The organism is Rhodococcus sp. H36-A4, from assembly GCF_027158005.1.
Taxonomy (GTDB): domain Bacteria; phylum Actinomycetota; class Actinomycetes; order Mycobacteriales; family Mycobacteriaceae; genus Rhodococcoides.
Genome location: NZ_JAPVLQ010000004.1, coordinates 323,575 through 342,703 on the forward strand (window position 1 = coordinate 323,575; position 19,129 = coordinate 342,703).

Here is a 19,129-nt window from a genome sequence, read left to right on the forward strand (position 1 = left end):
GATGCGATTGATCGACTATTGGCACATAGCCCGCAGGCGCTGGATGATCATTGTGGCGATCACGCTACTTTGTCCCCTCGCTATCGTCGGCTACAGCGCTTCCCAGCCGACTACATATCAGTCGTCGAGTCGTGTCTACGTGACGATGGCGACCGGAACGTCGGTGAACGATGTGTACCAGGGCGGGCTTGCAGCGCAGCAACGCGTCACGTCCTATGTCAACCTGGTCAACAGTTCCATTGTCGCCCAGCGGGTCATCGATTCACTGTCGTTGCCGCTGACCGTAGGCGAGTTGCAGAGCAAGATCCATGCCTCGTTTCCGCCCGCAACAGCGCTTCTCGACATCAATGTCACGGACTCGACAGCCGAGGGCGCCAAGCTTCTGACCGACGCGGTCGTGGCCGAGCTGAAGACCCTGGTCGGTCAACTGGAAACCATACAAGCGGACGCTGCCCCTGCCGCGAGGGTTTCTGTGGTCGATCCCGCCGCCACGCCCATAACGTCCACCGGCCCGAGCACCACACGACTTTTGGCGCTCGGGCTTCTCACCGGACTCGTATTAGGTTGCGTGGCTGCGCTTGTCCGTGATCGTACCGACCGCAGACTAAGTACCTCGAACCAGCTCGAGGACGTTCTACCGGTTCCCGTTCTCGCTATCGTCGATGTGGGTGAACCCGGGGCGATCGGCGAGGTGCGGCGACTACGCGCTCGGTTGTCGCGAGCGATGGGTGACATCCGAGGTATGACCACGATGCTCACGAGTTTCTCGGCACGTTCCCAACCGGACATTGCGGTGGACCTCTCGAAGTCATTCGCTGATACCGGCCGGCAGGTCGTGGTCATCGATGCCGACACATCGGGTCACGGAATCTCCGAACACCTGTGCATGGAGACGGATCCGGGCCTGGCGGAATTGCTTCGCACGACGTCGTCGCCGATCGAGGCGTTGTCGACCTGCTCGATACCCGGAATCAGTGTGCTGTGCCTCGGCTCGGCCGACGACCAGACCTGCGATCTGCTGGCATCCGACCGGTTCGCTGAAATCCTGACCATCCTCCGAGGCACGTTCGACCACGTATTTATCGGCACCGCTCCGATAGCGGCTGCGGCAGGGGCACTCTCGGTCTCCGCACTGTGCGACGCGACAGTTGCCGTCGTCGAACTCGGGAATACGACGTCACCCGAGGTGATGGGAGCCCTGTCGACATTCGAGCAGGGCGGTTCCGGGCTGATCGGCGTCGTCGCGGTCTCGAGAAGGTCGTCGAAGTGGTTCAGCAAGGGTTTCCGACGGTCGGAATCAGGGCAGCGAGCAGCGCATAAGATCGCCGATACCCACCATGAATCGGTCGTGAGCGACGACCAGGAATCAGTCGATACGTTTCCGGCGAACCGGTGAACGACGATATCGTCTCGCGCCGACGACTGCTTGCGGCTTCGCTGGGTGCCGCAGCAGCATTACCGCTCGTTGCAGCGTGTGCGTCGCAGTCCACAAGGCCCGGAAACGAAAATTCCGACAACGCGTTCGAATCACCGCACGTAACGGATGCGCCCTCTGCGCGTAACGTCCGGGACTTCGGAGCCGTCGGCGACGGAGCGGCTGACGATACCGCGGCGATTGCACGGGCATGCGCCGGTGGCGACGAGGCCTTGGTCCTGTACATACCCGCTGGTACCTACCGAGTAACGGAATGGCCCGAACTTGTCGACTACGCAACGATACTCGGAGACGGTCGTGATGTGACTACGATCGAATATGCTGGCGACCGCCCATTGATCACCCTCCGCGGTGTACACCGAGTGAGTTTTGCGCGCCTCGGCATCTATGTGACAGGAACGAAGGGCGCAGCGGTGTCCTTGTCCGGGTGTTTCGGATGCTCGTTCGATTCGGTCGTACTGCGCGGTGGTCACGTCAGTGAGAATTATCCTGAGTTCGCCGAACAGCGCGGGGTGATTCTCGACGAGAACACTGGTGGCACAGCATTTATCAACTGCAACATCAGCAACTTCGGCTTCGGACTCACCACCAGTTGCATTCAGAACTACGTCACGTCTTCGAGGTTCGCAGGAAACTACATCGGTGTGTTGGGAACAGGTAACGATCACAATGCGGGACTATCGATGGTCAACGTCGAGTTCGTCTCCGACACCGATCCGAACACAACCGACAAACATGTGTTCGTCGACGGCGCCGCGAACGATTGGTGGCTCACCAATGTGTGGTTCGAAGGCGCCGACGTCGCGTTGTCCATCGGCGATATCGAACGCGGTGGACCAGCGCAATTCGGGTTGGTCAATTGCAAAATTGCGGCCCGCACGGTCTGCGTGGACTTCGTCTATTGTCGACAACCTTATCTCGCCAACATCCAATTCGATTCCGATACCGACAGTCCCGCAATCGAATTGCGGATCGATTCCCAAGGGTGCCCAGAGGGCACGGCGGTGAATCTGCTCTCCAGCACCTCATCCGACATCGATCCATCATCATTCCCCAAGGGGTGGAATGTCACCGGCCGGGGACGAATCAGCGGTGCCACATTCATCGGGACCGTGGCCACAGTCGCAGGGTCGGACAACGCGGACCTTTTACAGGCCCAGGACTCGCAGGGTGCGGTGCTTTCTGCGGTTCTGGCGAATGGGGCGTGGCTGTGCGAACGGCCCGACAGTGGCGTGATCCTCAAAGACTCGGGAAACAAATACTGGCGACTATCGGTATCGACCGATGGCAGCCTCGAGACCTCTCCCCTGGGCGAGCAACGACCGTCCGGTTGAGTCAGGTTCCACACACCTCGTCGACGACCGCCTGCATCTTCTGCCGAAAGGCTTGGTGCGAAAACTGTTCGGCGTGCGCACGGATGACGGCCTCGTCATAGATCGAGCCGTCGAACGCAAGCATCGCCGACGCGAACTCCGTGACCAGTTCATGATCGGATTCACCTCGAACGAATTGGCCTGTCACACCAGGAATTACACTATCGAGGACTCCCCCGCTGCCGAGCGCTATAACCGGTGTACCGCAAGCCATTGCTTCGACAGGGACTATTCCGAAATCTTCGACACACGGCATGAGAAGCGCGCGGGTCCGACGATGCAAGCTCAACAACTGCGAATGCGTCACGTGGCCGAGGAAGGTAACAGTCGGACCCGCAATACTTCGGCAATAGTCGAGGCTGCGGCCATCGCCGGCAACCACCAGGCGCATTCTTGCGTTGTTCGCTGCCAGGATCGCCATATCCGGCCGCTTGTACGGCACCAATCTTCCGGCGAGCAAGAAGAAGTCCTCACGGGAGATACCCGGGTCGGGTGTGAATGCTTCGGTGTCCACGGGTGGGTGCACAACGGCCGCTTCACGATTCCAGCACTGCTCGATGCGCTGTTTGACCAACGTGGAGTTCGCCACCAAGCGACTCAATCGCGGGGCGGCAGAGATCTCAGCTCGACGGGCCGATGAGGCCAACATAGTCAGGGCCGCTGCACCCACCCTTCCGCCTGCTTCTCCCCGCCGTAATGATGCGTTCCATGCCCAACGCGCTGGGCTGTGAACATACGCAATGGTGGCAGCCGAAGTCGCGAAGGCCGCTTGGGTGGCGAAGGCGTGATGGCTGATGATCACAACTTCCGCGTCGTCGAAGTCGATCCGCCGAAAGAAGCTGGGCATCAAGGGCATCAAGGGTGCGTACGAACGCTCACCACAGCAACGGTACAACCGGTTGAGAAGTGCGGTTTCCGGCGTACTTCGCAGTCCCGCAGGGATTCCGCAAGCGCGAACGATCGGAACGTGTACCCGGGCTTCCGGCCATTGTTTCGATAACTGTTCGACAACCTTCTCCGAACCGGCCACTTCGGTGAATCGCTCGTGAACCAACGCGATACGCGGTGTCATCGTCGCGCACCGAAAACGCCGGTGCCACAGCAGATGGATGACGATATCTTCCACCGTGATTTTGTACACCGCACGCATGAGCCGACAGTCGGAAGCACGCCGTCCATCCCTCTCGAATTACGTACCCGACCATCACCGAGAACATTACCCGCACACAGTGCTCACCACGTCACTTCAGCGTGGACGCAACTATCTTCACGGCACCGGATGGAATCGGAAAGCGACGAAATTGCGTCCGAAGTCCCTTCTCCGCTGGGTACACTATGTTCTCGTTGCGGGTGGAATTGCCCTTCGATTCTACGGTCGATAGATAACTGCAGTGAGTGTCCGACTGCAGTTGGTGTTCGCGATGCAGCACCACCTGTTCAGTCCGACCCGTTGTGGCGAGAGGTGAAGCATGAAGCCCTACCGTCCACTGGTTGTACTCGGCGCCGTCTGCAAGTTCTATTCGAGGCCGATCAGACATTGGGCCGAATCCCACGGCGGCCGGGGACCGAACTTTCGGCTCGGCCCGCGCACCCCGCCGGGCCATCGGTTGATTCTTCGGTCCCCACGCCTGTCGGACGCTTCGGCATGGCGATTCCTCCGATTACGCGATCAGCAGTCGATAGAGCCGTTCTGGGTGTCATCGACTCGCGCCTGGGCGGAACGCCACACAGTGGACGCGTGGGTGGACGACTTGCTGTATATGCGCCGGGAGGCTCGTGCAGGTCGCGCCCTATCTCTTGTCATCGAAGTCGACGGTCGATTCGCCGGCCAACTCAACCTCGATCACATCGACAGATGTGCCAAGAACGCCGAGATGGGAATCTGGCTCGACTCGGAATGCAGAAATTTGGGAATGGCCACTACTGCCTGCAACCTGCTCTTCGACTACGTGTTCGGCACCCTCGGACTGCGCAGAGTCACCGCTCCCGTGTGTGTCGACAATCGACTGGCTGCGCACAGCGCGAAGCAGTTCGGGTTTCGCCGCGAGGGCACGATGGTGAGCTACCTCGACGTCGGCGGGCAGCGCAAGGATCACGACCTGTGGGCGATCACTTCGGAAATGTGGGCGGTTCGATCCGGCGGTGGTTCGTTTCCCTCGGGGCAGTAGCGTCGCGCTCGACCAATTCGGCAGCACGTGCGAAAGCGAGACGGCTCGCGTCGATTTGTTCGACAGCACGGGCGAGCAACACCGACCTCGCCTCGTGCGCCGCGTCCCAGGCGTTGCGCATTGCCCGTGTCAATAGATCGTCGACGTCTTCCCGGTCGAGCCTCACGACGTCTATACCGCTCCCGAACATCGAGCCCAAGCCGCCGAACTTGTCGTCGTAATAGCTGGACGTCGACAGCGCGACCACCGGAATTCCCTGTGACAGCGCGAATACCGCGACGTGATAGGCACCGGTGACTACAATCCTGCATCTGCCGACCTCACGCGCGACGGCGCGGGCCGGGGCGAAACGCCCGAGTGGGCGTGCCACCGCAGGGAACCCGGTAAGGAGGGGAAGAGTCGAGCGGCGGTCTTCCGAGTCGTGCTCGGAGACGATGAGGGGCACCAACATAGCGCCTGTTTCGGCGGCCACACCACGAACAATGCGCCCCACTGTGTCCTGCACCGAGGCGCCGACCGGTGCGTAGTCTGCAACTCGCAAGCACACGCCGATGTCTGTCCCGAGTTCCTGTCTCCGCGTGGAATAAGCAAGTTCGACGGCGTCGTCACCTGTCACCACGATGTGCTCGGACCGTACACCGAGCGAACGTAGAAGATCCGGACCCCGTCGGTCCTCGCGGACCGCGATGAAGTCGACTTTGGGTAGCACTGCCGCCGCACGTTCGATCAGGTCGGGGTCGTGTATCGGGCCTATCCCCTGTCCCAACATCACCGCAGGGATCCGATGCATGACTGCGTATTCGAGGAGATCCAGGGTGCGCATGGTCTGAAACTTGTCCACGTCGGCCAGATACCCGCCGCCGATCGCGATCACCAAAGAAGCGTCGGCCACCGCATTCGGTAACCGACCACCATCGCGGCTCAATGCAACTCTGGCCGGATTTTTCGTATTCGACGACTCGCTCGCACTGGGCTTCACTGCACGCACTGGAGCGGCTGCGGTCCGCACCAATCTCTCGATACGCGTCATCGCGGCGACAGATACACGCAAGACGGGCCCAGCCACAGTCGGTCCGAAAAATCCTGGAACTCGTCCCAGTCGATTCCATTTCGACCATTCGCCACCCGGCAGATAATTGACGGGTTCGGCATCGGGCTCGAACGCTCTGAGTAGAGAAGGCCTGCTCGTGAGAACGCCGATCCGTGCAGAAGGCCACCGCTGCGCGATCCTACGAATTGTGATGTCGAGAATTGCTAGGTCGCCCTTGTTGCTGAGCCAATACTCACCGTTCTCCAGGAGAATGCGCAGCTCGCGCTGATCCGCTGACATCGAAGGAGCCTCGCTACTCGCCATGGCAACAACTCCTTGGACTTCCGACGACTCGACTCGAAGATACCGCAGGTCTCGCCCAACCGCCGCGGTTCGAACGCAGGAAGCATGTTCCGCACTGGCACATCTCCGGTTCACCACAGGGATCGGTATCGCTGGTGCCAGAATAGGAACGAACGCCCCTCGAGCTGGGAGCTCGTCCATGACCTATACCCCCGCCGGCACACCTCGATCGTTCGATCGCTCCGACACGATGCAGTCGCGTCTACACCACTTGGTTCCCGGCGGCGCCCACACCTATTCCCGTGGTGCCGATCAGTATCCCGAGCACATGGCTCCGATTCTGGTGGGCGGGTCAGGTGCTCGGGTGTGGGACGTCGACGGTAATAGTTTCGTCGAATACGGCATGGGTCTGAGATCGGTGACCCTGGGCCACGGGTACAGACCTGTCGTCGATGCGGTGTCCGCCGCTATCGCCAACGGCACCAATTTCAGCCGGCCGACCGAACTGGAACTGCAGGCAGCGGAGGACTTCCTCGAACTCGTTCCAGGGGCCGACATGGTCAAGTTCGCCAAGAACGGATCGGACACGACGACCGCTGCAGTGCGACTCGCCCGCGCTGTGACGGGCCGAACCGTGGTCGCGGTCTGCGATCAGCCGTTCTTCTCTGTCGACGATTGGTTCATCGGCACCACTCCCATGAACGCTGGGATTCCCACCGAGCAGGTGAGCTCGACCGTCCGATTCCAATTCAACGATCTCGAGTCCCTCTCTCGTGTGTTGGCCCTGCATCGAGTTGCGTGTGTCGTGCTCGAGGCTGCAACGGCCACAGCCGAACCAGCTCCCGGATTCCTCGAGGGCGTTCGCCGCCTGTGCGACAGTCACGGTGCGCTGTTGATCTTCGATGAAATGATCACCGGATTCCGGTGGTCGGAGCACGGCGCGCAGTCCGTGTACGGGGTCCGGCCCGACCTTTCGTGCTGGGGAAAAGCAATGGGAAACGGATTTCCCGTAGCGGCGCTGGCGGGGCGGCGGGAGTTCATGGAACTCGGCGGCCTCAGAACAGACGAGGATCGCGTGTTCTTACTGTCCACTACCCATGGCCCCGAAACCGGTGCGCTGGCAGCATTCCGTGCTGTCGTCCGCGCGTACGCCGACGAGGATCCGATCGGACGGATGGAGCGCGCCGGCCGAAGGCTCGCCGACGGTGTCACTGCCGCAGCCGAGGAATTGGGATTGGGCAAGTACTTCCAAGTGTCGGGTAGGCCGTCGTGCCTGCTGTTCGTGACCCGTGGCCCCGACCTCGAGCGCTCCCAGGAATACCGAACCCTATTTCTGCAAGAGATTCTGTCCCACGGGGTGCTGGCCCAGTCTTTCGTGACGTCGGCGGCCCACACGGACGCCGACATAGACCTCACCATCGAAGCGACGCGGTCGGCACTGAAGGTGTATCGCAGGGCAATCGACTCGGGCAGCGTATCGGGCTATCTCAGAGGACGACCGGTAGCACCGGCGTTGAGAACAAGCGCCTACCCCAGGCGAATCGACTGACCGCGGTAGAGGATTGCGCGTTCACCACGACAATCCCGTGATCGGAGATGTTCTGGCAGAGCGTCGCGAGACAATCGGATACGCACCGACTCGAAGTCCGGTGTCATCGTGACCATCCTGGTTCGGCGACGTGTGTCATACTTATTCAACTAACATACTAGTGGAATGTGGGGCTCATGATCGTCTACCGGATCGACCGGCGTTCCGGTATCCCCACGTATGTGCAACTGGTCCTACAGACCAAACAAGCACTTCGCCGCGGCGAGTTGGCCGTCGGAGATCAACTCCCCACCGCGAAGGACGTAGTCGGCGCACTCACGATCAATCCCAATACCGTTCTGAAGGCTTACCGGGAGCTCGAACGCGAGGGGTTGGTCGAGCCGCACCCCGGGGTCGGGACCTTCGTCGTTGCCACTCTCGCAAAACCTGGCATGGCCGAGAAGACCGCTCTGCAACGAGAGCTGAACCGATGGTTGGACCGTGGCATCTCGGCCGGCTTGGACAGAGCCGACTTCGAAGCTCTGGTTGCCTCTGCGCTCGACTCCCGCTACCAAAATGAAGGAGAGCAGTAATGACCGACACGGTTCTGTCCATGGCGGGCGTCGACAAATCGTTTCGCCGCACCACTGTCCTGAACGACTGCACGTTCTCGGTCGAACGTGGCACCGTCACAGCACTTGTGGGGCCGAACGGAGCCGGTAAGTCGACGATCATGTCGCTCACAGTCGGGCTGCTCGCCCCTGACCGAGGAGACGTCACCGTGCTGGGTCAGCGCGTCGGGCAACGCGGGATCACTCCCGGATTGTCCTACCTCGCTCAACACAAGCCACTGTATCCGCGGTTCACGGTCAAAGAAATTCTCCGCTTCGGACGACGTACCAATCCTTCCTGGGACCAGGACTACGCGACCGAACTTGTCGAGGCAGCCGAAGTCCCGATGTCGGCGCGCGTGAAATCGCTATCACCCGGACATCGCACGCGCGTCGCACTTGCGCTCGCTCTCGGACGTCGACCAGAAGTGCTTCTGCTCGACGAACCCCTCGCCGACCTGGACCCCGTTGCCCGACGCGACGTCGCGCGGACCTTGATGCGTGACGCCGCAGAGCACGGCACCACCATCATCCTGTCCTCACATGTTCTGTCCGAACTCGTCGACGTCGCAGACCAATTATTACTGCTGCGCGACAACAGAATTCGACTTACCGGCGCAATCGACGATGTCACCGACGACCATTACGTGCTGGTCGGGTCAGGCGATCCTGCAGCCGCCGCTAATGTCGGCTCAGTAATTGCCGAGGTCCAAGGTTCCGGCGGCACTGCGTTCGTAGTGCGCGGACCTCGGCCCTCGGCGGCACCTGGGTGGCAGGTCGACGACGCCTCGCTCGACGACGTCGTGCTCGCCCACCTCACAGTCAGGAGTGCGTCGTGATCTGGGTGACATGGAGGCAGTTCCGCGGGACTATCCTGCTGGGAGTCTTGACGCCGCTGTTGCTGGCGGCTGCCATCGCGGCAGTAACTTTCCTCGCGGACCGCATCGGGTCGAATTATGTGTTGTTCCGGTGCTTCGGTCTGTCGACCACGACGTGCCTGACGGAGTCCTCACTCACTCTTGCAAGTGTGGCGACCATTGCTCTGCCCGTTGTCCTCGGTGTGTTCGTGGGCGTGACGGTTTTCTCTCGCGACATCGAACGCCGAACTCACGTACTGGGTTTGACCCAGGCAGTCGGGCGAATGCGGTGGTATTGGACGCGCGTGCTTGTCGTATTCACGCCGATCGTCTTGGCGATGGTGGTTCTGGGTTACGTAGTGCTGTGGTCCCGGTTCGGGACAAGTCCATTCGGGTCCAGCTTCGTCGACGCGTTCTATTCACGCCTGGAATTTCCCACCTTCGGTACCATAGGCGTCGTTCCCGCCGGTTACACCGCACTCGGGTTGGCCATCGGTAGCACGGCAGCACTGTTGCTACGCAACACGATCGGCGCGATGGTGGTCACCATGGTTGCGACCGTCGCTGTCATCGTTGCTTTTCCGAGTCTGGTTCGAGAGCACTACGCGACGCCCGAGGTGGACCGCCTCGCCCTCGAGATGAGCGAATCCGGTCGAAGCGTCGCGTACGAGGTGGCCCCATCCGATGTGCAGCGTGCGAGCTGGATGGTCGACTCCTATTACGCCGACGTCGCAGGGAGGCGCATCGATCTGCCGTACGACGCGTGTTCGAGCGAGGACGACATCTGGCCTGATCCGCGCGAGGACGAGACCACCGCGGACTACAACGACCGAGTGGACGCGTTCTTGACCGCCCGTTCAGAGGCGCGCGTCGCATGTCTGACCGAGCTGGGCGCCGACCACTACGAGCACTTGCTGTTCGAGGACCGGATGTTGTGGCGGTTCCAGTTCACCGAAGCTGCTCTGTGCCTGCTTCTTTCGTTTGCTCTCGCCGGAGGTTCGACCCTCGCGGTTCGACGGTTGCGACCGTGATCTGGTCGGCGTGGCGTCTCAACCGGGTGCCTCTGCTGCTCTCGCTGACATTCATCGCAATCTTGATCGTGGCAGTGTTGACGGCGGGGGTCTACATTCCGGATTATCCGAAGTGGACCTGGTCGTTCGGGGGCATCTGTTCGCGTTGGAACGACGTCGGGCCGTGCAGGCCAGAAACAGCATTGACGTTGTCGACGCTGTTCGCGCTGCTGCTGCCGTTACTGTTCGGCATGTTCGTCGGCGTCCCCACGTTCGCCCGTGAAGTGGATTCCCAAATGCACGTATTGTCGCTGACGCAATCGACAAGCAGAATTCAGTAGTACTTCGCACGCATTGTTGTGGTCTTCTTGCCGATCTCGGGTGCAATGTTGTGTCTCGGGTTGGCATTGCACTGGGCCGCGGGTCCATCACGAGATTCAATGAGCACGAGTGGCACGCCGTCCGTCAAGTTCTCGTTGTTCGATTTTCCGCACTTCGAAACAGCCGGTGTCGTTCTCGGCGCGTACACACTCGTCGTATTGCTCATCGGTAGCACTCTGGCACTCGTGTTCCGCAGCGGGATCATGGCCATGCTCGCCACGCTGTTCGTATTCCTTTTCGTCCCTGTCGCTTTCACGTGGATCGCACGTGAGCACTACGGAACACCCACGGTCCGAAGCGAGGCGATAGACGGTCTGTACCGCGAATCCGAATACCCTCCGAACCCGTACTACACCACGGACGGAACCTGGGTAATCGACGCCGGCTATGTCGACGCGAGTGGTGCAACTGTAAGGCCCGAAACCACACGCTGTCAGCCGCAATACCAGGATGGATCCGGAGAAAAGCGTGCCGATGAGTCGGACGAGCAGCGCGCGGAGCGGGCGCGACTCGACAGAAAGAACCGTGCCGATCGATTCGATGCGTGTCTCACGGACCAAGGCGTCGAGGGCTTCGACATTCGCTACTACACCGAGGACGACTTCTGGCGGTTCCAAGCCATTGAAACTGGGCTGATGCTTACCTTCAGCGTCGCCATAGGTGCTATCGGACTGTTACAGGTCCGCCGTCTCAGCTGAACTCGAGGCGACCGGTCCTACTGAGAACATCGGTCGTCGTTACACCGGAGACGGCTATCCGCGTAGATATGACGGTCGCCAGTATGGTCGAGGAATGACTGTGCGTGCGGGTGTTGTGGTTACGGGAACCGAAGTTCTGGCCGGACGGGTCACCGACAGGAACGGCCCTTGGGTGGCCCAGCGACTACTGGAGATGGGAGTGGACGTTGCCCACATCACGATCTGCGGTGACCGCCCCGAGGACCTGACGGCGCAACTGAAATTTCTCGCGGATCAGCGCGTCGACTTGATCGTCACCACCGGAGGCTTGGGCCCGACCGCTGACGATCTCACCGTGGAAACCGTTGCTGCTCTGTACGGCCGCGAATTGCACCTCGACGACGAACTCGAACAACGCATCCACGCAATCGTGCAACGATGGCGGAGCCGGTTGAGTTCTGCAACCGACCCAGAGCCGTTGCTGGCAGGTATTCGCAAGCAGGCAATGGTTCCGCACGGTGCGTATTCCATTCCACCGACCGGAACCGCTCCCGGTGTCGCAATACCTGCCGGAGACTCCGGGGCACTGCCCGCTGTCATGATATTGCCCGGCCCGCCTCGCGAACTGCAGGCGATGTGGCCAGAGGCACTCGATACCGCGCCGGTCGCCGAGGTCCTGGCCCGAAGCACTCGAATCCGTCAGGACACCATACGTGCGTACGGGCTGTCCGAAGCCGACCTCGCTGCAACGCTACGGACGGCGGAGCACCAGATCACGGGATTCGGTGATCTCGAAATCACCACCTGTCTGCAGCTCGGCGAGCTCGAGATGGTGACCCGCTATGCAGAGCCTGCCGCAACCGCATTCGCGGATCTTGCTGCTCTCATCGACAAACATCATGGCTCGCAGGTCTTTTCGATCGACGGATCCACCATTGACGACATCGTCGCGAACCGGTTGGCCGGCCATCGAATTGCCACCGCAGAATCGTGCACCGGTGGCATGATCGCCGCACGCCTCACCGATCGCGCGGGATCGTCGGCCTACGTCATCGGCGCGGTCGTGTCCTACGCGAACGAGGCGAAGACCGGCCTCCTCGACGTCCCTGCCGAGATGATCGAAGAACACGGTGCTGTCAGTGAAAAAGTGGCGGCCCAGATGGCGGAAGGCGCACGAAGCAGACTCGGCGTCGACATCGCGGTATCCACCAGTGGCGTCGCAGGACCGGGGGGTGGCACCGACCTCAAACCGGTCGGCACTGTCTGCTTCGCAATCGCCTCTGCCGACCGACCAACCATGACGCGCACACTCCGGCTCCCCGGCGACCGCGCAAGCGTGCGTGCGCTTTCCACCACCGCGGCGATGCACATGCTCGCCGACGCGTTGGCGCCTGTGAATTGACCGCCATCGTTCGCGCGCGGTGGTCGAGAGCCAAGGGGACGTGGGTTACACCGTGCGCGAATCACTTTGATGCTCAACGCATTCAGTGACTCGGTAACCGTTCGGTCGAGCCGGCGACCAAAGCAACAGTGACATGGTCGATACCGTCCCTGACGATCCGGCCGTAGCCGTCGTCGGAAAGCACTCCCAGCCGGCGCTTCGCTTCGTCCAAGTGCCGCGTGGCAGCGGCGAACGAGCTGAGCCGGCGATAGTTGTCGGCCAAATTGAGGTGCAGCGAGGGATAGAACCCGGCGACGTTCAACGACGCATGGTGTGCTTTGACTCGGTCGTCGGTCAACGTGTCCGCAGCGTCCAACGCACGGATATCCCAAGTCAGCGCCTCCGCCGCATCGTCACACACGTCGGCCAAATAGTGGCCGATCGTGCATCGATGCAATGGATCTCCGCCGGCACCGACGCGCTCCCACAGCGCGAGCAGCCTTTCGCGCCACTCGGCCACTCCCGCGGTCTGCTTCGCTACGGCGATAGCCGCCATCGTTTCGTCTGGTCCAGTGCCATTTTCGGTGGAGTCTGCCATTCGGACAACCTAGCCAGCACGACCGACAGAATCTCCGAACGCGTGGATCAGCAACACCTCGGTAAACATCGATGCGCATGACTCCCGAACCGTTGGAATCGCTCGCCCTACTTCTCAACAGGACGATAGGAAAACCCTTGGCAAGCGCGCCGGGTTTGGCCGCGATTGGCCGAACCGCGGGCCGAACGCCACGCAGATAGGCAATGGTTCTGAGTTTATTTCGCATGTGCTGCAACCATTTTGACGGACCGATGCATTCTTCAGCCCGCCGCACGACTCGAACGGCAACAGCGGACAGAACCGGCTGCCTACGCCGATGCCTTACCGTAAACCACCAGCGAACCTTGATTGACCTAGTTGACCGCAGTACCGAACTCACCGCACGCGCGGTCACACGGTTGGCGATAGTCGACTCACGTTCGCTCGCGGATCTGACATCGAACACTGCCGCGCAATTCGGCGTCACCGCAGAGATTTTCAGTACCAGGAACTATCAGCTGACACAGCTACGGGCATAGGCGTTTCGTAGTGCAGGGTTTTCCGGGATCCGGTGCTGGGCCCGGCACGACCTCGCGCACACCTACGCCTGCATGGCCTTGTTCGGTACCTCCGGCGCCCACTCATCAACGAGTGAGGGTCCAAGGAACTACGAAGTGACCGAGACCGACACTCTCTCCGAACGACCGGACCTTATCGACGCACTAAAACGCGACACCGGCATCACCGTTCTTCCCGTTCCACTGTCTCTCTGAGGCGGCTAGGACTGACGAGCATGCAGCGAGCTGTTCACATGCCGTCCCATTGTTCAAACGGTATACATCGGTCGGCTGGGGTCATTCGAACAGCGGACGGCCTCGGCCGGCGCGGATGCTGCGTAAACGACAGTTATCGCACCGTCAAGCTGTGTTGACGATCTTGCAAAATTTTCTCCTCAACGCGGCGTCGCCGATACTTAGATTAAGTCAACCTGTCATGAAGGCTCTTGCGGCGAATAGTCTTGCGCGAAATCGTGTGCCAGTGGTGGCTTATGTCGGGGTTGGGACGGCGGCCTTGAGCCATTGCTGCTGTGTCAACGAATTGCAGCAGCGCTGCTGTGCCTTCAGGGGTCTGTGACTACTGTGTCGGTTGCAACTGCATCTCATTGACGTTGCTGATCAGCCAAGAGATCCAGGTCGAAGGATGTCTTAGTGCTGGCGACCCGCGCACGTACACACCGGAGGCAGCAGTGACCACAGCCCAGGCGCCCGCCGACGAATGGGTGGCCGCGCTCACTGGACTGTGCCCTGCGCAGTCCGAAGAGTATGCCCGCACCCATCACCGACTCAACGTCCACAACTACTTGCCCCGGACCTCCCATGACGGTGGTCCAGGGGCGGGTAAGTGTGAGTGGAGCTCGCACACCGGCACCAGCCTTATCCCCGAGGAGGGTGGCGCGCTCGCATGGGTGCTCATCGACACGATCATGCGTGCCCGCTTCGGCGTAGCCATGGGCTGGTACGACTCGTGGCGCGAACACACTCTCAATGGCACCAAATTGTCACCACGGGACACTAAAGTCGTCGCCGCGTTCATCGAACCGGTCTTCGGGCTACCGACGAAGCCGAAAAGTACGGATCATCTGCACGGACACATCGCCGAGTGGCTCCTGCATTTGCTCACGAAGAACAACGCAGCCGTTCGGCTTCAACCCGACCCCAAAGGCGACGTCACGGATGCCGGCGCCGACGCGTTCTCAATCTACGAAAATTCCGCCGGCGCGCTGCGGTTTCGGCTGTGGGAAAGCAAGAAGAACACCGGCAACGGGCCGCTGTCTGCAAGCTCTAGCAAGGCGTATAAGCAGATCACCGACGAGGGCCAGCGTTACGTTGGGAAGCTTGTTAGCACTTTTCAGCGGGACTCGCACAGTGCCGAGATAATTACTTTGATCGAACAGTTACCCGCCGCGTGGGTGCAAGGAGATGCGCTCGTCGGCGCTGGGGTATCTCTAGCAACCCAACAGCCGCTGTCAGCGCAGCCATTCAAGAAAATGAGCGAAAAGCTGCCGCTGCTGAGCAAACCCGGTCAGCTACGCGGACTGGCCACCAGCATCAGCTGCTACAAAGAACTCGCTGAAACGGTACGGAGATACGCGTGGACCGCGCTCTAGCCGCCGAACACCTCAACGCCGCGTTCGGCGACGATCAACTCACTGAGCTCCCTACCGTTGATGAGCTCACTAACCTGATTGCCGAACTCGAGATTGAACTTGTTCGCGGCCTCACCGACACTGGGTTCCGCGCAGACCTCACGCAACTACGTCGCACCGCCTGGTATCTGCACGGGATCGCCTCCACAGCAGACGGTCGCCGGTACCCCCAGGAGCAGCGGCGCCGAGCGTTCGCCGTCAGCGCTCATGTCCACGACCTTCTCCTCGACGACCCAACCGAAACGGGCCTTCAGCACATGGCAACCGCGTTCGCAGCCCAGGTTGGTTACCACCGCGCCGACGAGAGCCCCAACGCCGGTGCCATCTACCGCAGGATGCGCCCTGTCGTCGACGTGCCGGCCGCTTTCAGCGACAGCGCAGACGTCGCTCTTCAAGCCGGGATACTGTTCCTCGGCCTCGATATGACCACCCTCAACCAGCGGTTGAGCACCTGGGGCTTCGCCGCGACCTCCCTGACCCGAAGTGCCGAACTCGAAAGCCTGGACGGCACGATGTTCGGCCCGACCCAACGGCTCCTTCGCGGTGTCACCGGCCTTGTCCAGTATCTGCGGGAAGGCAGCAGCGAGGCGCTTGAAACCGCCCGCGGACACCTCCGCGTCGTCATCGATGACGAAGTCGGCCTCAGTGACCTCGACACCCGTTGGGTAGCAGGACACCTCGTCGCCCTCGCTGACGGGCTTGAGGCCAGCAGCATCTGGGCAGTCCTACCACCCGACCTCCCCCCAGCGGTCAAGCAGGCGTTCACTCTCGACCCGCAGCCCATCTTGACCCTGTGGCCGCCACAGCGCGACCTCATCTCTCATTCGACGCTCAGCCCTCTTAGCCCAACGACCTCCAGGTTGCTCGTCTCCGTCCCGACCAGCGCCGGCAAGACGCTGCTCGCACAGCTCATCATCTGTGCCCACACCGCCCGCGACGACCGCGATGTCTGCTACGTGACCCCGTTGCGCAGCCTCGGACGAGAAATGCGTCAAGGGCTCCGGCCGCGCCTGCGATACCTCGATCGCCGCCTCGGCGCAGATCTCCCCGACGGCTTCGGCACCCAGGACCTCTTCGGCGACGACACGATTGCAAGCGAGGACAACACAGTCCATCAGCCACAGGTCGAGGTGATGACGCCCGAACGACTCATGAACGCCCTGCGGCAGAACCCCGGCGAAGTACTGAGCCGGTTCAGTCTGTTCGTCATCGACGAGGTCCACCTCATCGCCCAGTCCGGTGGCCGCGGACTGCTGCTCGAAGGACTGTTGGCGCTGCTCGACGCCAGCGGCGCACGACTCATCCTCCTCTCCGGCGTGATCGGCAACGCTGCATCTCTCGCCGCGTGGACATCCAAGGGCAAGGCAGACGTGCTGTTCACCGACGATTGGAGAGCCCCGCGTCGGCTCCATGTCCTCCTGAATACTGAGAAGATCGAGGAAAGCCGCGCAGACATCCCCGCCAACCGAGCAGGGGGGAAGAACAAGACCCGATACGACCTGCGTGCGCGCCTCGCGGTTCGGCCCACCAGAGCCACCGCGCAAGACCTTGCCACCAGCAAGGACACCCCTGTCGGCCAGCTCATTATCGGCCCCGACAGCACGCGACTCTCTGGTTCCTCCAGCGCCTACTCAATGACCGCCAAGACGGCCGCACTGCTATTGCGCGCCGGAAGTCTCCTCATGATCGTCTCCCAACGGGCCACTGCCCGCGACGCCGCGAAAGTGATGGCCGACGAACTCGAAGACGACCCTCGCTCGCAGGGCCTTGCCGACGCCCTCGTAGCCCGCCTGGGCGACGACCATCCTCTCATTGCCACAGTCCGCAAGGGCGTGGCCTACCACCACGCCGGGTTGCCTGTCGAAGTACAAGAGGCCGTCGAAGATGCGATCCGTAGCGAGACGATCAAGGCCGTCGTCGCAACAAGCACGCTCACTGACGGTGTGAATCTGCCCGTCCGTACCGTCATCATCGCAACCACCGAGTACGAGGGTCAGAACCCCGCCCAACGGATGAGCGCCTCCCAGCTTCTGAACGCCGTCGGCCGTGCAGGCCGAGCCGGGAAGGAGTCGGAAGGCTGGATCGTGCTGGCTCTTCAGAAGGCGCTGACCGTAAGTGATTTCGACCGGCTAACCCCCAGCCCTGAAGAATTGGAAGTTCGCTCGACCGTAGCCAGATCGTCCGCTCTCGATGCGCTTGCCGAGGCTGAGGGATTGGTAGCCGAGACACAAGACGCAATTCTGCGGTTGACACCCGATCAGGAGACCGGAGGGTTCGTCAACTACGTCTGGTTCATCCTCCACGTCCTGGAGCAGGTACCCACCCTCGCAAACACCCGAACCTGGCGGGAAATCGTCGAGCGCCTGTTCGCCTTCACCCAGCTCTCTGACGACCTCAAAGAGCGGTGGCTGGCACTCGCTGATCTCGTCGAGAGCGAGTACGAGCTGACACCACCTGCATCACGTCGGCGCTGGGCAGAAGCTGGAACCAGCCTGGCATCAGCCGCAGTCATCGAGACAATCGCAGAAGCAGTTGCCGACCATTTGCAAGGACTCGGCAGCATCGAAGAACAGACATTGGAGGAGACGCTCGACGTCCTCACCAGCCTGGCCGTGTACACCCAACTCTTGGCACTCCCCGAAGCAGGGAAATACTGGCGATTCCGAAAGTCACCCAGAGGCGCGGACATTGACGTCGACACCGATGCCGTTATTCGTGACTGGATCGCAGGACGCACACTCACCGAGCTAGCCAACGACCATCTTTCCGAAGTTCCCAACACGGCGTTCCGACTGGAGCAAATGGTCGACGGCATCAGTGAGGGGATCCAGCACTATCTGTCCTGGACCGTCGGCCTGGTCATCTCCCAAGCCAACGACATCCATCGGCTGAGCCTGGGTTCAGCGGCTCTTTTCGCTAGCACTTCTGCCCACCTGCGTTACGGCGTAGATTCACCACTCGCAATCAACCTGCTTGTACGAGATGTAAAGTCCCGGACGCTGGCGCAGCGTCTAGGGCGAGTGTCAAGAGAAGCAGGTTGGGATGAAGAAGGCCTACGCGAACACCTGAGCGAGCAGCACATTCGCGGATGGCGCGACAATCTCGAAGCAACCCCGACGGATGTTCTCGACCTGCTCCAGTACGTCCAGGGAAGAGACCGGCACAAGCTGGCCGAGATGATGGAATTGGGGGCTGTCACCGCTCAATCTCTTCTCGTCAACGGCGACAAGCAGGTCTTCCCGTTGGCCGTGAGCGTCGTCGCCTCGGACGACGGTAACGAACTCAGGATCCTGGCCGACGATCGCACTGTTCGCGGCTTCATCGTGGCGCCTGATCATGCCGGCGTCGCAGCGGTGCTCGCGAGCGGCCTAGTACTCGACTTCGTCCTCCAGGGCACAACGGTGACCATCACGCGCGCCTCGGCGGGACAGATTGACTTTCTGTGACCGACCCGGCCCTGCACGCCCGGGGATAATCAACTCGGGGCCCGGCGGCAACGTGGGATTGACGGGCAGCCGGCGCAGAACCCGGGTAGCTACTAACGGTTTCAGCCCAAAGTGTTTGCGATATCGACAATCTCGCTACCGATAAG

Annotated in this window: 16 protein-coding genes; 13 read left to right on the forward strand and 3 right to left on the reverse strand. The window is 61.3% G+C overall.

The features are described 5' to 3' along the window. Nucleotide 1 precedes the first annotated feature (1 nt). Entirely contained in the window at nt 2–1,396 is a 1,395-nt protein-coding gene (locus O1W68_RS13365; protein ID WP_269304210.1) for a Wzz/FepE/Etk N-terminal domain-containing protein, read from the forward strand. Then, the gene (locus tag O1W68_RS13370) at nt 1,393–2,769 is read left to right on the forward strand and encodes a glycosyl hydrolase family 28-related protein (RefSeq protein WP_269304212.1); all 1,377 of its coding nucleotides are present in this window, start codon (nt 1,393–1,395) and stop codon (nt 2,767–2,769) included. Before O1W68_RS13365 ends, O1W68_RS13370 begins: the two co-directional genes overlap by 4 nt. Nucleotide 2,770: 1 nt before the next feature. Here O1W68_RS13370 and O1W68_RS13375 read toward each other — a convergent pair whose 3' ends face one another. After that, a complete protein-coding gene (locus tag O1W68_RS13375; protein ID WP_269304544.1) occupies nt 2,771–3,880 on the reverse strand; it encodes a glycosyltransferase in 1,110 nt (369 codons plus the stop codon). Between the two features lie 397 nt (nt 3,881–4,277). Between O1W68_RS13375 and O1W68_RS13380 the strand changes: the two genes are divergently transcribed. Then, the gene (locus O1W68_RS13380; protein WP_269304214.1) at nt 4,278–4,976 is read left to right on the forward strand and encodes a GNAT family N-acetyltransferase; all 699 of its coding nucleotides are present in this window, start codon (nt 4,278–4,280) and stop codon (nt 4,974–4,976) included. On the opposite strand, the gene O1W68_RS13385 is transcribed toward O1W68_RS13380, so the two are convergent. Then, a complete protein-coding gene (locus O1W68_RS13385; RefSeq protein WP_269304216.1) occupies nt 4,918–6,330 on the reverse strand; it encodes a polysaccharide pyruvyl transferase family protein in 1,413 nt (470 codons plus the stop codon). The two genes, O1W68_RS13380 and O1W68_RS13385, sit on opposite strands and share 59 nt — an antisense overlap. Before the next feature lie 178 nt (nt 6,331–6,508). On the opposite strand from O1W68_RS13385, the gene O1W68_RS13390 reads away from it, so the two are divergent. The 7 genes from O1W68_RS13390 to O1W68_RS13420 all read left to right on the forward strand — a co-directional run bounded on the left by O1W68_RS13390 (nt 6,509) and on the right by O1W68_RS13420 (nt 12,775). Further along, nucleotides 6,509–7,858 (forward strand): glutamate-1-semialdehyde 2,1-aminomutase, encoded by a 1,350-nt coding sequence (locus O1W68_RS13390; protein WP_269304218.1) that lies wholly within the window; start codon nt 6,509–6,511, stop codon nt 7,856–7,858. A 176-nt stretch (nt 7,859–8,034) separates the two neighbouring features. Next, entirely contained in the window at nt 8,035–8,430 is a 396-nt protein-coding gene (locus O1W68_RS13395) for a GntR family transcriptional regulator (RefSeq protein WP_084346724.1), read from the forward strand. Continuing rightward, complete coding sequence (locus O1W68_RS13400; protein ID WP_269304220.1) at nt 8,430–9,287, forward strand: ABC transporter ATP-binding protein; 858 nt, start codon at nt 8,430–8,432, stop codon at nt 9,285–9,287. Before O1W68_RS13395 ends, O1W68_RS13400 begins: the two co-directional genes overlap by 1 nt. Next, the gene (locus O1W68_RS13405) at nt 9,284–10,336 is read left to right on the forward strand and encodes an ABC transporter permease (protein ID WP_269304222.1); all 1,053 of its coding nucleotides are present in this window, start codon (nt 9,284–9,286) and stop codon (nt 10,334–10,336) included. The genes O1W68_RS13400 and O1W68_RS13405 overlap by 4 nt, the downstream gene beginning before the upstream one ends. Next, nucleotides 10,333–10,656, forward strand: coding sequence for a hypothetical protein (locus tag O1W68_RS13410; protein WP_269304224.1), 324 nt, complete (start codon nt 10,333–10,335; stop codon nt 10,654–10,656). The genes O1W68_RS13405 and O1W68_RS13410 overlap by 4 nt, the downstream gene beginning before the upstream one ends. A gap of 99 nt (nt 10,657–10,755) precedes the next feature. Continuing rightward, nucleotides 10,756–11,394 (forward strand): hypothetical protein, encoded by a 639-nt coding sequence (locus O1W68_RS13415; RefSeq protein WP_269304226.1) that lies wholly within the window; start codon nt 10,756–10,758, stop codon nt 11,392–11,394. A 94-nt stretch (nt 11,395–11,488) separates the two neighbouring features. Further along, nucleotides 11,489–12,775: a competence/damage-inducible protein A gene (locus O1W68_RS13420; RefSeq protein WP_269304228.1), complete on the forward strand. Its 1,287-nt coding sequence runs from the start codon at nt 11,489–11,491 to the stop codon at nt 12,773–12,775. A gap of 82 nt (nt 12,776–12,857) precedes the next feature. On the opposite strand, the gene O1W68_RS13425 is transcribed toward O1W68_RS13420, so the two are convergent. Continuing rightward, nucleotides 12,858–13,352 (reverse strand): hypothetical protein, encoded by a 495-nt coding sequence (locus O1W68_RS13425; RefSeq protein WP_269304230.1) that lies wholly within the window; start codon nt 13,350–13,352, stop codon nt 12,858–12,860. Between the two features lie 344 nt (nt 13,353–13,696). On the opposite strand from O1W68_RS13425, the gene O1W68_RS13430 reads away from it, so the two are divergent. From O1W68_RS13430 to O1W68_RS13440, 3 genes are all read left to right on the forward strand, one after another. After that, nucleotides 13,697–13,870 (forward strand): hypothetical protein, encoded by a 174-nt coding sequence (locus O1W68_RS13430; protein ID WP_269304232.1) that lies wholly within the window; start codon nt 13,697–13,699, stop codon nt 13,868–13,870. A 623-nt stretch (nt 13,871–14,493) separates the two neighbouring features. Then, nucleotides 14,494–15,498: a hypothetical protein gene (locus O1W68_RS13435; RefSeq protein ID WP_269304234.1), complete on the forward strand. Its 1,005-nt coding sequence runs from the start codon at nt 14,494–14,496 to the stop codon at nt 15,496–15,498. After that, entirely contained in the window at nt 15,483–18,983 is a 3,501-nt protein-coding gene (locus O1W68_RS13440; protein WP_269304236.1) for a DEAD/DEAH box helicase, read from the forward strand. The genes O1W68_RS13435 and O1W68_RS13440 overlap by 16 nt, the downstream gene beginning before the upstream one ends. Nucleotides 18,984–19,129: the final 146 nt, after the last annotated feature.

Coding starts and splice junctions, on each gene's coding strand:
- O1W68_RS13375 (WP_269304544.1), bottom strand. CDS start 3,880: ATGACACCGCGTATCGCGTTGGTTCACGAGCGATTCACCGAAGTGGCC.
- O1W68_RS13425 (WP_269304230.1), bottom strand. CDS start 13,352: ATGGCAGACTCCACCGAAAATGGCACTGGACCAGACGAAACGATGGCG.
- O1W68_RS13365 (WP_269304210.1), top strand. CDS start 2: ATGCGATTGATCGACTATTGGCACATAGCCCGCAGGCGCTGGATGATC.
- O1W68_RS13415 (WP_269304226.1), top strand. CDS start 10,756: ATGAGCACGAGTGGCACGCCGTCCGTCAAGTTCTCGTTGTTCGATTTT.
- O1W68_RS13385 (WP_269304216.1), bottom strand. CDS start 6,330: ATGGCGAGTAGCGAGGCTCCTTCGATGTCAGCGGATCAGCGCGAGCTG.
- O1W68_RS13420 (WP_269304228.1), top strand. CDS start 11,489: ATGACTGTGCGTGCGGGTGTTGTGGTTACGGGAACCGAAGTTCTGGCC.
- O1W68_RS13390 (WP_269304218.1), top strand. CDS start 6,509: ATGACCTATACCCCCGCCGGCACACCTCGATCGTTCGATCGCTCCGAC.
- O1W68_RS13395 (WP_084346724.1), top strand. CDS start 8,035: ATGATCGTCTACCGGATCGACCGGCGTTCCGGTATCCCCACGTATGTG.
- O1W68_RS13400 (WP_269304220.1), top strand. CDS start 8,430: ATGACCGACACGGTTCTGTCCATGGCGGGCGTCGACAAATCGTTTCGC.
- O1W68_RS13380 (WP_269304214.1), top strand. CDS start 4,278: ATGAAGCCCTACCGTCCACTGGTTGTACTCGGCGCCGTCTGCAAGTTC.